Source organism: Priestia sp. ST2 (assembly GCF_055810735.1).
The window spans coordinates 111,225-125,109 of sequence record NZ_JBVVNT010000003.1 but is presented as its reverse complement, the minus strand read 5'-3'; the positions used below and the strand labels follow the sequence as shown (position 1 = coordinate 125,109).

Annotated in this window: 13 protein-coding genes and 1 riboswitch; of the genes, 7 read left to right on the top strand and 6 right to left on the bottom strand. The window is 37.6% G+C overall.

Features of this window, described 5'->3' with window-relative positions; genetic code table 11:
* Positions 1-169 precede the first annotated feature (169 nt).
* Entirely contained in the window at positions 170-1,315 is a 1,146-nt protein-coding gene (locus AC0KUU_RS13100; protein WP_322551889.1) for a THUMP domain-containing class I SAM-dependent RNA methyltransferase, read from the top strand.
* A 44-nt stretch (positions 1,316-1,359) separates the two neighbouring features.
* Here the strand turns inward: AC0KUU_RS13100 and AC0KUU_RS13095 are convergent, their stop codons facing one another.
* Entirely contained in the window at positions 1,360-1,488 is a 129-nt protein-coding gene (locus tag AC0KUU_RS13095; protein ID WP_013056148.1) for a hypothetical protein, read from the bottom strand.
* A 158-nt stretch (positions 1,489-1,646) separates the two neighbouring features.
* Between AC0KUU_RS13095 and AC0KUU_RS13090 the strand changes: the two genes are divergently transcribed.
* Positions 1,647-2,123 (top strand): hypothetical protein, encoded by a 477-nt coding sequence (locus AC0KUU_RS13090; protein WP_237074681.1) that lies wholly within the window; start codon positions 1,647-1,649, stop codon positions 2,121-2,123.
* A gap of 52 nt (positions 2,124-2,175) precedes the next feature.
* Here AC0KUU_RS13090 and AC0KUU_RS13085 read toward each other — a convergent pair whose 3' ends face one another.
* From AC0KUU_RS13085 to AC0KUU_RS13070, 4 genes are read right to left on the bottom strand one after another with little or no spacing between them, the layout of a single operon-like run.
* A complete protein-coding gene (locus tag AC0KUU_RS13085) occupies positions 2,176-2,988 on the bottom strand; it encodes a carbohydrate ABC transporter permease (RefSeq protein WP_013056150.1) in 813 nt (270 codons plus the stop codon).
* A gap of 14 nt (positions 2,989-3,002) precedes the next feature.
* Positions 3,003-3,956, bottom strand: a complete 954-nt coding sequence (locus AC0KUU_RS13080) for a carbohydrate ABC transporter permease (protein ID WP_043979440.1) — start codon at positions 3,954-3,956, stop codon at positions 3,003-3,005.
* Positions 3,940-5,187, bottom strand: a complete 1,248-nt coding sequence (locus AC0KUU_RS13075) for an ABC transporter substrate-binding protein (protein WP_097823962.1) — start codon at positions 5,185-5,187, stop codon at positions 3,940-3,942. Before AC0KUU_RS13075 ends, AC0KUU_RS13080 begins: the two co-directional genes overlap by 17 nt.
* Positions 5,188-5,223: 36 nt before the next feature.
* Positions 5,224-6,315: an ABC transporter ATP-binding protein gene (locus AC0KUU_RS13070; protein ID WP_322551890.1), complete on the bottom strand. Its 1,092-nt coding sequence runs from the start codon at positions 6,313-6,315 to the stop codon at positions 5,224-5,226.
* 332 nt (positions 6,316-6,647) lie between these two features.
* Here AC0KUU_RS13070 and AC0KUU_RS13065 point away from each other — a divergent pair, with 332 nt between their 5' ends.
* The 5 genes from AC0KUU_RS13065 (at position 6,648) to AC0KUU_RS13045 (ending at position 12,838) form a co-directional block, all read left to right on the top strand.
* A complete protein-coding gene (locus AC0KUU_RS13065) occupies positions 6,648-6,827 on the top strand; it encodes a hypothetical protein (RefSeq protein ID WP_016763491.1) in 180 nt (59 codons plus the stop codon).
* Positions 6,828-7,050: 223 nt separating this feature from the next.
* The gene (locus AC0KUU_RS13060; RefSeq protein WP_025749341.1) at positions 7,051-8,988 is read left to right on the top strand and encodes an ATP-dependent DNA helicase; all 1,938 of its coding nucleotides are present in this window, start codon (positions 7,051-7,053) and stop codon (positions 8,986-8,988) included.
* 124 nt (positions 8,989-9,112) lie between these two features.
* Positions 9,113-10,630: a carboxypeptidase M32 gene (locus AC0KUU_RS13055; protein WP_097823960.1), complete on the top strand. Its 1,518-nt coding sequence runs from the start codon at positions 9,113-9,115 to the stop codon at positions 10,628-10,630.
* Between the two features lie 97 nt (positions 10,631-10,727).
* Positions 10,728-10,829, top strand: a riboswitch (purine riboswitch).
* A 103-nt stretch (positions 10,830-10,932) separates the two neighbouring features.
* On the top strand, positions 10,933-11,526 hold the full coding sequence (locus AC0KUU_RS13050) for a xanthine phosphoribosyltransferase (protein WP_028414042.1): 594 nt from the start codon (positions 10,933-10,935) through the stop codon (positions 11,524-11,526).
* A gap of 1 nt (position 11,527) precedes the next feature.
* Positions 11,528-12,838: a nucleobase:cation symporter-2 family protein gene (locus AC0KUU_RS13045; protein WP_013082372.1), complete on the top strand. Its 1,311-nt coding sequence runs from the start codon at positions 11,528-11,530 to the stop codon at positions 12,836-12,838.
* Between the two features lie 127 nt (positions 12,839-12,965).
* Here AC0KUU_RS13045 and AC0KUU_RS13040 read toward each other — a convergent pair whose 3' ends face one another.
* Positions 12,966-13,826: a LysR family transcriptional regulator gene (locus AC0KUU_RS13040; RefSeq protein ID WP_043979426.1), complete on the bottom strand. Its 861-nt coding sequence runs from the start codon at positions 13,824-13,826 to the stop codon at positions 12,966-12,968.
* Positions 13,827-13,885: the final 59 nt, after the last annotated feature.

Here is a 13,885-nt window from a genome sequence, read left to right as displayed (position 1 = left end):
CTTTTAAAAACACATTTATAGGCGACATAGGTGAAGAAACTGCTGGCTCTATCCAAAGCCAGCAGTTTTTGCATTTTAATAAAAAGACGGAGAAAGCTTTGACTACGGCGCATGTATATGGTACTTTTACACTTAGTGTAGATAATTAGAAACAAAATGAGGTTGAAAAATGGTGAAATATAAAATTATTGCAACAGCAGCAATGGGTATTGAAGCACTGGTCGCTAAAGAAGTGCGTGCTTTAGGATATGACTGTGAAGTAGATAATGGCAAGGTTATTTTTGAAGGGGACGAGCTCGCAATTGCTCGCTGCAATTTATGGCTTCGTACAGCAGATCGAATTAAAGTGCAGGTTGGACAGTTCAAAGCTCGTACGTTTGATGAGCTTTTTGAACAAACAAAAGCATTAAATTGGGGAGATTATTTGCCCGTAGATGCACAGTTTCCTGTATCGGGAAAATCAGTTAAATCTAAATTGTTCAGCGTATCAGATTGTCAAAGCATTGTGAAAAAAGCAATTGTTGACAGCATGAAAAAACATTATAACAAAACAACAGGCTGGCTCGAAGAAACAGGGTCAACGTTTAAAATTGAAGTAGCGCTATTAAAAGATGTTGCTACATTAACAATTGACGCAAGCGGTGCAGGACTTCATAAGCGCGGTTACCGCGTTGGGCAAGGGGAAGCTCCTTTAAAAGAAACGCTGGCAGCGGCTCTAATTATGCTAACGCCGTGGAATGCGGATCGTCCGTTTGTCGATGTTTTTTGCGGTTCAGGTACAATTGCTATCGAAGCAGCGCTTATCGGTCAAAATATTGCACCAGGATTTAACCGTGACTTCTTATCAGAAGAATGGCCATGGATGTCAGCAAGTATTTGGGACAAAGCGCGCGAAGAAGCAGAAGACTTAGCGAACTACGACCAAGTGCTAGATATTGCTGGTCATGATATTGACCATCGTATGGTAAAAGTAGCGGAGCAAAATGCATTTGAAGCTGGACTTGGAGATTTAATTCAATTTAAGCAAATGCAAGTGCGCGATTTTACGACGCCGAAAGAATATGGAATTATTATTGGTAACCCTCCGTACGGCGAACGTTTAAGCGATCGTCCTTCTGTTGAAAAAATGTACGCTGAAATGGGCGAAGCGTTTTCTAAGCTTGATACGTGGTCGATTTATATGCTTACATCTCATGAACAATTTGAACAATACTACGGTAAAAAAGCAGCGAAAAAACGCAAATTGTTTAACGGGTTTATTAAAACAGACTACTATCAATATTGGGGACCTCGTCCTCCACGCAACGATCAATAAATACAAAAGCCAAGCGGTGTAAAAACCAGCTTGGCTTTTGTACGTTATTTCTTTTTCAAACCTCGATAAGCTAGCATTCCAAACATGCCTATACCGAGCACGACAATTAATAAAATAAACCAAAATGTAGCATTAAGCAGGTATTTATATAGTCCGTCATAATAATCATGCATATACTCACCCCATTATGTTTTTTATAGTATGAGCGAGTAGCAGGGCAATATATGTATTCATTTCTTTTCAATAGCAGGCCTAAAACGAGAAATGATTAGCTTATTTCTAACATACTTACGAAAGGGAAATCTCATACTAAAACCTAAGAGGTGATAAAATGAGAAAAAATCGATCAGCACGGATTTTTGGGGGGCTGATGCTTCTTTCATGGTTAACCATCCCTTTTATAGGACGACAGCATATTAAGCGCTATTTATCATCTACTATGTTTATTTCCTTTTTAATTATGGTTGAAAGCTATATTGCTGAAAAAAAGAAGTGGTGGATATTCCCTAATCCTCCTCATCCATATCTAACAGGTGAAGCTGCTTTACTTTTAGGTCCATTTTTAGCAGGTTCTTTATGGATTAAAAAGTTCACATATGGCCATTTTGGAAGGTATATGTTATTAAATGCAATCGTAGATACATTTTTTGTTTATCCTTTTCAACGAGCTATGAGCCGTGCAAAGCTTTTTAGGGTAGGCACATTTAAAGAGTACCATTTGCTAGGTATCTTTCTGTTGAAAGCTGCTTTAATGTACGTTTACCAACATCTAGTAGTAGAGAAACCGAAACCTCAGCGTGCTTTTTAAAAAAATCCTATCGAATAAAGGGGCAGGCAGGGAAACGTGATTTTCTTGCCTGCTATTTTAATGCCCCAGATGTCATTCCTGAAATGAAATGCTTTTGCAAAAACACGTACGCAATCAATAATGGGATAGAAGAAAGAACGACTGCTGAAAACAGCATAGGGTAATTAGTCAGAAATTCCCCTTGAAAGTCCAATAGTGCAATAGGCAGCGTTTTTACTTCTTTAGATTTTAACAACAGCAAAGGGAATAACAGATCATTCCACACAATCACAAACGAAAAAATTCCTACTGTAGCCATTGATGGTATTGAGAGTCGAAGAGCGATTTTTGAATATATTTTCCACTCTGACGCTCCGTCCATGCGAGCAGCTTCGAATAGTTCCCTTGGCAAAGTTTTCATAAAGCCCGTGATAATAAACACACCGATGGGAAGCAAAAAACTTATGGAGACGATAATGACGCCTGTTAGCGTATTGACGAGTCCAAGCTTATTCATCAGCAAAAAGACAGGAATCATATTGACTTGAGTAGGGACAATCATTCCGCAAACAAAAAAGCCGTATACAATCCATCCAAGCTTTTGAGGTAGCTGAATAATAGCATAAGCAATCATGCTTGAAAACCATAGAATAAAAAACGTGCTAAAGACGGTAACAATCACGCTGTTTTTAATATAGCCAAAGATGGGTTCATTGACGAGCAGCTGTTTATAATTTTCAATATTCCAGCCTGCTGGTAATCCGATTGGGTTGCTGTAAAGTTCAGGCGTTGTTTTAAAGGTTGTTAATAAAACCAAGCTTAAGGGCAACAGAATGATCAAACCGTATATCCCTAAAATCAGTTGTCTGAATGGGTTTTGTTTCATAAAAGAATCTCCTTTTACATTTTGGTCAAGCGAAGTACGCGAAATTGAAGAAACGTTAAAAGAGCAATTACAATCATAAATACAACTGAAATGGCAGAGGCATAGCCGAAACGAAAATTAATAAAAGCTTCGTGATAAAGAAGTGTCGAAAGAATTTCAGTTGAGTTGGAGGGACCTCCATTTGTCATTGCAATGATTAAATCAAATGCTTTAAAACTTTGTATGGTCGTATAAGCTACAACCATTGTCGTAGCTGGAGCTAACAGAGGCCACGTAATGCGCTTGAATTTTTGCCATCGTGTTGCTCCATCAATACTAGCAGCTTCATATAACTCACTGGGAATAGCTTGAATTCCAGCTACAAAAATAATAAGCATTTGACCAGTATGTGCCCAAAATTGTACAAAAGCCAAGCTGTAAATTGCGATATGTCCATTTCCAATCCAAGACTGGGTCCAATGCTCAAGGCCTATTTTACTTAAAAATAGGTTAACTCCTCCAATGTTGGGGTCATACATAAAGTTCCACGTGAAGGCAATCGACACGGACGAAATAATCGTCGGTACAAAAAAGAGTGAGCGATAAAATGTATTCCATGCAGAATTTTTATAAAGTAAAAGTGCAAATCCCAAGCTCAATAACGTTTGAAAGATCAGCACGCCAATTGTGAACTTTAAGTTGTTTGTAAGAGACTGTGTAAAAATAGCATCGTTTGTTAAAATTTCTTTGAAGTTTTGAAGCCCTACAAATGAGAACTGAGAAGACAATCCATTCCAATCAGTTATGCTTAAAAATAAAGCAGAAAGCGTTGGCAAGGCAAAGAAAACAGTATATATGATAAAGCCGGGAAGTAAAAACAACCATAGATGTCGGCTTTTAGAGATACTTTTAAATGAAAAGAGAGGAAAAGAGAACGAAGGGGTTCTCTTTTCTTCTTCTTGAATAGACGTATTAGTTTTTAGCGACACGTTCTACCTCTCCTTGTGCTTTTTCAGCAGCTTTTTTCGCTGACATACCGGATAGTACGTCCTGTACAGATGTTTCAACAGCTTTTGATACGCGCTCATTTAAAATTGTAAATCGAGGTTGGAAGACCGTTTTTTTGTCTTTCCATTTTGCGCTTTCTTTGAGTTCAGGTGAATCATATTTCACGTCTTTGACCGTTAATAACTGGCCAGTAGCATTCGCATACTCAGAAGAAATCTTTGGATCTGCAAGGAAAGTTAAAAATTTCTCAGCAGCTTCTTTGTGTTTTGATTTTTCAGCAACACCTAATAAGAATGTCGTGGTATGAACACCTTCGTATTTTGCTTTATCTTGATTCACTGTAATCGGTGCAAGCAAACCTTGATCAATCTTCGGATTTTGCTGTTTGACTGTAGCCATCATATAAGAACCTTGAGCAAGCATTGCTCCTTTTTCCTGAGCAAAAAGTGCTGCAGCACTTTCTTTTTTCGTACCAAGAGCATCTTTTTGGAAGTAACCTTTGTCATTTAATTCTTTAATTTGAGATAGGGTTTTGGTAAACCATTCATCAGTTAGCTTGCGCTTGCCCGTTTCTACTTCATGAAGGGCGTTGTTTGTAGGTTCGTTATTCATAATCATGGGATTAATAAATTGAGAAGGACTTACGTCTCCTGAAAATAAGATCGGCGTGTATCCATTTTTCTTTAATGTTTCAGCTGTTTTTAAAAAGCTATTCCAATCTTTAGGAACATCTAAATTTAATTTTTCAAAAATGCCTTTGTTATAGACAGGGATGTTATAGACTAGCTGATAAGGAAGAGCATATTGCGTATTATCCGCTTTACCCGCTTGGATTAGCTTTTCGTCAAATTTGCTGAGTAAGTTTTGGTCGTCCAGCTTTGCAAAACCGTTTGCTTTGCGAATCGTTTCAAATTGACTTCCTGGAAAACTAGCAAATACATCGATACCTTCTCCAGATAGTAGAGATCCTTGAATTTGTGATTGATAGGAATCAGAAGGAAAGACGGTCATTTCTACATGAATGTTTGGATTTTTCTTTTCAAATTGCTCAATGATAGAATCAAAAGCTTTCGAATCTTCTCCTCGCCAATGCGTAAAGTTAATGGTTACTTTTTTAGAAGAGTCGCTGCTGTCACCGCTTGTTGAACTGTTTTTGCCGCAGCCCGCGATGATCACGGTGAGCATTGCTAACAGAATTAATAATTTTTTCATTTTAGTTCCCCCACTTATAGAATTCATTTTAGATAGTTATTGGTCAATTTTAATACGGTTGGTAGATGCTTGATCAAAGAAATGAGCATGATTCGTTTGAAAATGAAATGGAAAGTGCTGATGAACTTGAATATGTTCATCCCCAGAGATTTTAGCCACAAAGAGCTGGTCTCCTAAACTACTGTATAGTATGTACTCTGCTCCTAATAACTCAGACACATCTACCGGTAATGAAATATGAGGAGCATCAGAAGAGGCCCGCGTAATATGCTCAGGTCGAATTCCGATAGTAACGAACTGATTGTTGTAGCCTTTTTCATGTAACGAATGCATTTGATTTTCTGTCAGTTGAAACTCATGTTCACTGATGTGCAGTTTACTGTTCACTACTTTTCCTGTGAAAAAGTTCATTCCCGGTGATCCTATAAAACTAGCTACAAACGTATTCTCTGGAGCATTATATACTTGCATAGGTGAACCTATTTGCTGAATTTTTCCGTCTTTCATAACTACAATTCTGCTTGCCATCGTCATCGCTTCTGTTTGATCGTGGGTTACATAAATAATGGTCGTCTGCAGCTTCTGATGAAGCTTACTAATTTCAGCTCGCATTTGTACGCGAAGCTTCGCATCAAGGTTAGATAAAGGCTCATCCATTAAAAAAATTTGGGCATTCCGTACAATGGCTCTTCCTAAAGCCACCCGCTGACGCTGCCCTCCTGATAACGCTTTTGGCTTGCGTTTTAAATAGGGTTCTAAGTCCAAAATACGAGCCGCTTCACGAACGCGCTCATCAATTTCTTGTTTTGGGACTTTGCGGAGCTGCAAGCCAAATGCCATGTTGTCGTAAACTGTTAAATGAGGGTAAAGCGCGTAGTTTTGAAACACCATTGCAATATCTCGGTCCTTAGAAGGTAAATCGTTTGCACGATCTCCATTAATAAGCAATTCTCCTTCTGTTATCGATTCAAGACCAGCGATCATTCGAAGGGTAGTGGATTTGCCGCACCCTGAAGGTCCTACAAATACAATAAATTCTTTGTCTTGAATATGAAGATTGAAATTATCAACTGCAAGACTATCTTTTCCGTATTTTTTATACACATGCTGTAACTGCAGTTCTGCCATTTTTTCTCCTTTCAGCAGGCTTTTAAAAAAATAAAAGCCTCTAATTGCACAGACGGATGGTACGTGTATCTGGCAATTAGAGGCTATCGGTTGACCGGTAAGCCTGTATTATGTAGTTTTGAGTGATTGAATCTGTAAGTAATTTTAAAATATATTATTCCTATATGTCAAATGAGAATTAAAATATTTTAATAAGTTCGATTATTTTCTTAAATGAAAGAAGCCACTTATTAAGCTAGAGATGCTGGTTTTGAGAATAAAATAAACAGCTGGTGTATAGAATGATAGTATTCACTTTTATAGTAAGCACTACAGAGAGAGGATGTTTATAAATGGATAGAAACACGGAGTTCACTATGATTCGTCAAGCGTTGGAAAACAGCTATCATTTAATGCAGCAGGGAATAGAAGTAAGCGGAGAGACGCTTACTCAGCTGGAACAAGCAAAAGCCGAGTATGAAGCGGCCTTTTTATTGTCTCAGTCCACGGACTCAAAATTCCGCTGTAATTAATTTTTAATAGCACTTATTCCGTTTGCGTTCTATACACTCAGCTTTTATACAAAAAGGTTCTGTCCTTACAGGCAGAACTTTTTTATGTTCAGCTCTTTTTATTGACATTTTAGATAAAGTAGTCAATAATTAAGTTTTGCTTACATGAGAAATTTACTAGATAAAAAGAAGTGAAGCTAATTTTTATTGATAGATATTTACATAAATAAAGGAGTCAGTATCGATGATGAGAGAGCGGTTGCCTTTTACAATTGAGCGGGATGAAAACTTTTTTGACAAATTAAATGAATGGATAGGTGATGTTTTTTATGATCATCTTCCAGACGCTGGGTTAGAACTTCGGGATGAACAAATTTTTATGGCTTTTCAAATCGAACGAGCTTTTAAAGAAAAAAATGTAATCTTTGCAGAAGCAGGTGTAGGAACAGGGAAAACTATTGTGTATTTACTGTACGCTATTTGTTATGCAAGGTATATTGGCAAGCCAGCTATTATTGCCTGTGCGGATGAAACATTAATTGAACAGTTAGTAAAAGCCGAAGGAGACATTGCAAAGCTCTCTGGTATTTTAGATATTAACATGGATGTTCGCCTAGCAAAATCTCAAGATCAGTATCTGTGTTTAAAGAAATTAGATGCTGTGACAGCACGAACAGATAATGAAAACATTGAAGAAATTTACGATACGCTTCCTGATTTTGTTCATGATCATAGCGGTATGCAGTCGTTCTATCACTACGGAGACCGTAAAGAATATCCTCATTTAACGGATGAGGAATGGAATCAAATTAACTGGGATACGTTTCAAGACTGCTCTTCCTGTGAGCAGCGTCATAGATGCGGCTTAACGCTTTCACGTGAGCACTATAGAAAAGCACATGACTTAATTATTTGCTCTCACGATTTTTACATGGAGCACATTTGGACATATGAAGCCCGCAAGCGTGAAGGACAGCTTCCCCTTCTTCCTGAAAGCAGCTGTGTTGTATTTGATGAAGGTCACCTGCTGGAATTTGCTGCACAAAAGGCTTTAACATATCGCATTCAAGAAGATACGTTAGAAAACTTGTTAACGCGTCTATTAGAAAATGACGTGCGAGAAGAATTTGCTGTGAAGATCGAGCATGCTATCGATGTATATGCAATGTTCTTTGACCGTTTAAGTGAAGCAAGTACAGAAATCGTTGGTTCTAGCCGTAAAGAAGTAGCCCGTACAAACGGATTACAAAGTGTAGGAAAAGAACTTTTATCGCTGCTTGAGCATATCGGAAACGAGCTTGTGTTTGAGAGTGAGACCTATACAGTAGACGAATATACGCTGCGAATTGTAGATGAGTACCTGGATCAAATTGATTATTCGCTGCGCTTATTTATGGACAACGAAAATGCCATCTACTGGGTAGAAGAAAATAACTGGCAGCTGACGTTGGTTATTATGCCGCAAGCAGTAAAAGACGTCTTAAAAGAACGAGTATTTGCAAAGAAAATACCATATATTTTCACTTCTGCCACTCTTTCAGATAACCAATCGTTCGATTATTTAGCATATAGCTTAGGAATTGCAAAGCCGCTTTCTTTTTCTGTTGAATCGCCATTTGATTATGATGAGCAAATGAAAATTGCGGTAAAAAATGTTTCGGATGATCAAGAAGAAGCATTTGCTGAAAAATTCGCCTTTGCTGTTGCACAGCTCGAAAAAACGAACGGACGGGCACTTTTACTGTTTAACAGCAAAGAAGAACTAGAGATGTTCAAAGAAGTTTCCAAAGAGTTAAATCAGTACACATTTTTATTTGAAGGCGATCAAGAAATCAGTAAATTAGTATCTCAGTTCCAAAGGGAAGAAGAAACAATTTTATGCGCTGTTCATTTGTGGGAAGGATTGGATATTCCTGGACCTTCGCTATCTAATGTAATTATTTGGTCTCTGCCGTATCCACCAAATGATCCGGTCTTTGAAGCAAAGCGCAATCAAGTAGTCGATCCATTCTGGGATGCAGATATGCCTTATATGCTTCTTCGCTTAAAGCAAGGAGTTGGAAGACTGATTCGCTCTCATAACGATAAGGGTCTAATCACGATCTTTATGCCAAAAAGCACAGATTCAAAAGTGCGTTCAATCATTGAACAAAATGTCCCAACGAAAATAGAAAACATATAAAAAAGCGCGGTTGTAGCCGCGCTTTTTTATATGCATAATAGATTGAATATTCAGTTATATACACGCCGTTACTATTATGATAAAATAATTTATGGTGAAATAAGGAAAGTAAGGAGGAAAAACAATGAGAGAAGACATACAGAAAATTGAGAAACAGTTTTATGAATACATGAATAAAATCAAAAGTTATCACGAGGCAATCGGAGTGATGTACTGGGATTTGAGGACGGGTGCTCCAAAAAAAGGGGCGGATCAGCGTTCTGAAGTTATTGGCATGATGTCATCAGAAGCGTTCAATCTTTCTGTTTCTGATGAAATGGCAGGTTTTATTGAGAAATTAACGAACCCTGAGTCACAGCCTTACATAAACGATATTACGAAAAAAGCAGTGGAAGAATGTAAAAAAGAATATGACTTAAATAAAAAGATTCCTCCGCATGAATATAAAGAATACGTTACGTTAACTTCAAAAGCGGAGTCGGTTTGGGAAGACGCAAAAGAAAAAGCAGATTTTGCTTTATTTCAACCGTACCTCGAAAAAATTGTAGCGTTCAATCAGAAGTTTGTGGAGTATTGGGGTTATGAAGGAAACAAATATAACCGTTTATTGGACCTTTTTGAACCGGGGATGACGGTTGAAATCTTAGACGAGGTATTTGGAAAGCTACGGGAGCATATTGTGCCTCTTGTTCAGCGAATCGCCGGGTCGAATACAAAGCCAAATACGGAATTTTTATTCCGTACTTTCCCAAAAGAAGCGCAAAAGCAATTTAGTCTAGACGTGTTAAAAACGCTTGGCTATGATTTTGAAGCGGGGCGACTTGATGAAACAGTCCATCCTTTTGCTACTGGCCTAAACCCGGGAGATGTGCGCATCACGACTAAATATGCCGAAAACGATTTTCGAACGGCTATTTTTGGAACAATTCACGAATGCGGCCATGCTTTATATGAACAGAATATTTCAAAGAATCTTGTCGGTACGGTTCTATGTGAAGGTACTTCAATGGGAATTCATGAATCACAGTCGCTGTTTTTTGAGCAGTTTGTCGGGAAAAATAAAGCATTTTGGCAGCATCATTACGACGTACTAAAAAAGCATGCGCCAGGACAATTTGACGATGTAGTTTTAGAAGATTTTTACCGAGGAGTAAATGAGGCGAAACCGTCGCTTATTCGCATTGAAGCAGATGAGTTAACGTATCCTCTTCATATTATGATTCGCTATGAGATTGAAAAAGGATTAATAAACGGAGAATATAAAGTTGCAGATTTACCGGAAATTTGGAATGAGAAATACGAAGAATATTTAGGAGTTCGTCCAAGTCACGATGGAGAAGGCGTGCTTCAGGACGTACACTGGGCTGGAGGAAGCTTTGGGTATTTCCCTTCCTACGCTCTTGGCTATATGTACGCAGCGCAGTTTAAGCATACCATGTTAAAAGACTTGCCTAATTATGATGAACTTCTCGAAAAAGGAGAAATTTCGCCGATTACAAATTGGCTAACAGAACATATTCATCAGTACGGAAAAATGAAAAAGCCTCTTGAAATTTTAAACGATGTAACGGGAGAAGGCTTAAATGTAGATTATTTAATTCAGTATCTAGAAAAGAAATATGGAGAAATTTATCACGTATAAAAAGCGCTATAACCGAATATTATGTTTTGTGTCGCAAGTAAATGTTCGAAAATATCTGTTTTAGATATTTTCAAATAAAAGATTTGCTGATATAATACAATTAACTCAATAACGCACTCATATAATGACGAGAATAAGGCTCGTAAGTATCTACCAAACTACCGTAAATAGTTTGACTATGGGTGAGCGATGAAGTTTGTTTTTCACTTTTGTGCGTAACAGCTCAAAGACATTGCTCTACTCATATACGAGTGCAGCTATGTTTTTGAGCTTTTTTAATACAAACGTTGGAGGAACGAACTATGAAAGCTTTGCAAAACAAAATTTTAACAGATGGTATCGTATTATCGGACACGGTTTTAAAAGTAGACACATTTTTAAACCACCAAATGGATCCTGTATTAATGAAAGAAATTGGAGAAGAATTTGCTTCGCGTTTTGAAAATGCAGGAATTACGAAGATTTTAACGATTGAATCATCAGGAATTGCTCCAGCGATTATGACCGCATTGAAGCTAAACGTTGAGATGGTGTTTGCTAGAAAAAGAAAATCTTTAACACTTCAAGACGGACTCATTACATCAAAAGTATATTCATTTACAAAAAAAGAAGAAAATGAAATTTCAGTTGCTGATAAATTTATTCGAGAAGATGACGTGATTTTAATTATTGATGACTTTTTAGCAAACGGCCAAGCTGCATTCGGCTTGATGGATATCGTGCAAAAAGCAGGTGCTAAAGTAGGCGGCATTGGTATTGTTATTGAAAAAGCGTTCCAAGATGGAGGAAAACAAATTCGTAAATCAGGCGTTAAAGTAGAATCATTAGCACGCATTCAGTCTTTATCAAATGGTAAAGTGACATTTGCTGAAGATAAACCAACAGTGGAGGTTTAATATGAATAAAGGAAAAGTCTTTTCACTTGGTTTACAGCATGTTTTAGCTATGTACGGAGGTGCGATTGTTGTTCCGCTTATTGTTGGAGGAGCCATTGGCTTGACTCAGCAGCAGCTTACGTATTTAGTGGCGATTGACTTATTTATGTGCGGGGTGGCAACGTTACTGCAAGTATGGAAAAATCGTTTTTTTGGAATTGGTCTTCCAGTTGTATTAGGGTGTACGTTTACTGCCGTAGGACCTATGATTTCAATTGGAGGTTCTTACGGCGTTTCCTCCATATATGGTTCTATTATCGTGGCTGGTTTACTCATCGTCCTTCTTTCTGCTTTTTTAGGTAAATTGGTTAAGTTTTTTCCTCCTTTAGTTACAGGTTCGGTTGTAACGATTATTGGAATTACGTTAATTCCCGTAGCGATAAAAGATTTAGCCGGAGGAGAAGGAAGTAAAGATTTTGGCAGCTTGAGCAATTTAGGTTTAGGTTTTGGCGTTTTGCTATTAATTATTGTTCTGTACCGATTTACAAAAGGGTTTATGCGATCCGTCTCTGTGTTATTAGGATTAGTTGTTGGAACAATTGCAGCGTCTTTTATGGGAAAAGTCGATTTTTCCGGCGTAAAAGAAGAAGCGTGGGTTCATATGCCACATGTGCTGTACTTTGGGATGCCAACTTTTAATATTATGGCCATTCTGACAATGTTTCTTGTTTTACTTGTTGGCATTGTCGAGTCAACAGGCGTTTATTTTGCTGTTAGTGATATTTGTAAAAAAGAAGTGGATGAAAAAGATTTGTCTAAAGGCTATCGTGCAGAAGGATTGGCGATTTTATTAGGCGGATTTTTTAACGCATTTCCTTATACAGCGTACTCTCAAAATGTAGGACTTTTACAGTTGTCAGGTGTTCGCACAAGAAATGTTGTATTTGCAGCGAGTGGAATTTTAATCGTTTTGGGTTTTCTACCTAAAATCGCAGCCGTGACGACAGTTATCCCGAGCTCTGTACTTGGAGGAGCAATGGTAGCTATGTTTGGAATGGTAATTTCTTCAGGTATTAAAATCCTTAGTCAAGTTGATTTAGCCAAACAAGAAAATCTTCTTGTGATTGCATGTTCGGTTGGCATGGGTCTAGGGGTGACGGTTGTGCCTGAACTCTTCAAAAACTTACCAGAGAGTCTTCAAGTGCTTACTGGAAGCGGTATTGTAATGGGGAGTTTTACAGCAATCTTTTTAAATATTGTCTTTAATATGATGAAATCACCACGTACGCAAGTTGCAGAAACAAAGTTAACAAACGAAGTAGTATCGAAATAAAAAGAGGCTAGAACAAAAGTATTTTAGTTAAAAAGATCCGAACGATTAATCGTTCGGATCTTTTCATTGTCATGGGGCGACAAGCGATCCATAGTAAATCATTCATCCAATTTGTTCGTCTTTCCTATTAAGACCGTGTTTTGAAAAACAGTGTATAAAGCATTTTCCCCACGTCAGGGTTTTTTGCCACTAATGAAATTTCTCTTTTGAATTTGAAGTCTGTAATGGGTAACGCTTTAATGTTTGAGCTTTGTAAATGGCGCATAAAAATTTCAGGGAGAATTGAAATACCTAAATTAGCTGAAATAAACCCCATAATACTTTGCGCAAATTCAATTTCATTGGCAATGGAAATTTTTAAGTTATGACGCTTGTACGCTTTTTCTACTAGTGTCCGAACATCGCACCCTGGGGGGAGGACTACAATGGGTTCTTCTTTGAAATCTTCAAATGATACGCTTTCTTTTTCGGCTAACGGGTGCTGATCATTCACAAATAAATAAAAGTCTTCTTTGAACAATAGTTTTGACCAATAAGTATGTTGAACCTCTCGATCATCAAATAAAGCCCCGTCAATTTGATTGCTTTCTAACTGCTCCAATAAATCATAATAGTGATGCGAGATTTTTATATCAATATGGCGATTGTGGTCTTTAGCAGAAGCCAGTTGATAAGGTAAGTAAAAAGCAGCCATACTTTGCCACGTTCCAATAGTTAAATCACAGGCTTCTTGCGTAGACACTAATTTTTTTTGAAGAGCATGAACGCTTGATAGTATGGATTCACCTTCTTGTAAAAGGATTTTACCTGCTGAGGTTAATTCTACTCCTGTAGCGGAGCGAATAAATAATGTTACTCCTAAATTTTCTTCTAGTTTTCTCATTTGCTTACTGAGCGCGGGCTGCGTCATATGCAGCTGTTCGCTTGCTTTGCTTAAGCTTTTTGTTTTGGCTGTTTCAATAAAAGACTCAAGCCATTCTGTTTTCATATTTATCACCTATAACCTTTTGTTATACCCATAGTATAGAAGGGAAGTTCTCATAAATC

Coding starts and splice junctions, on each gene's coding strand:
- AC0KUU_RS13085 (WP_013056150.1), bottom strand. CDS start 2,988: ATGAAACAAAACCCATTCAGACAACTGATTTTAGGGATATACGGTTTG.
- AC0KUU_RS13070 (WP_322551890.1), bottom strand. CDS start 6,315: ATGGCAGAACTGCAGTTACAGCATGTGTATAAAAAATACGGAAAAGAT.
- AC0KUU_RS13095 (WP_013056148.1), bottom strand. CDS start 1,488: ATGCATGATTATTATGACGGACTATATAAATACCTGCTTAATGCTACA.
- AC0KUU_RS13060 (WP_025749341.1), top strand. CDS start 7,051: ATGATGAGAGAGCGGTTGCCTTTTACAATTGAGCGGGATGAAAACTTT.
- AC0KUU_RS13090 (WP_237074681.1), top strand. CDS start 1,647: ATGAGAAAAAATCGATCAGCACGGATTTTTGGGGGGCTGATGCTTCTT.
- AC0KUU_RS13055 (WP_097823960.1), top strand. CDS start 9,113: ATGAGAGAAGACATACAGAAAATTGAGAAACAGTTTTATGAATACATG.
- AC0KUU_RS13040 (WP_043979426.1), bottom strand. CDS start 13,826: ATGAAAACAGAATGGCTTGAGTCTTTTATTGAAACAGCCAAAACAAAA.
- AC0KUU_RS13050 (WP_028414042.1), top strand. CDS start 10,933: ATGAAAGCTTTGCAAAACAAAATTTTAACAGATGGTATCGTATTATCG.
- AC0KUU_RS13075 (WP_097823962.1), bottom strand. CDS start 5,187: ATGAAAAAATTATTAATTCTGTTAGCAATGCTCACCGTGATCATCGCG.
- AC0KUU_RS13100 (WP_322551889.1), top strand. CDS start 170: ATGGTGAAATATAAAATTATTGCAACAGCAGCAATGGGTATTGAAGCA.
- AC0KUU_RS13065 (WP_016763491.1), top strand. CDS start 6,648: ATGGATAGAAACACGGAGTTCACTATGATTCGTCAAGCGTTGGAAAAC.
- AC0KUU_RS13045 (WP_013082372.1), top strand. CDS start 11,528: ATGAATAAAGGAAAAGTCTTTTCACTTGGTTTACAGCATGTTTTAGCT.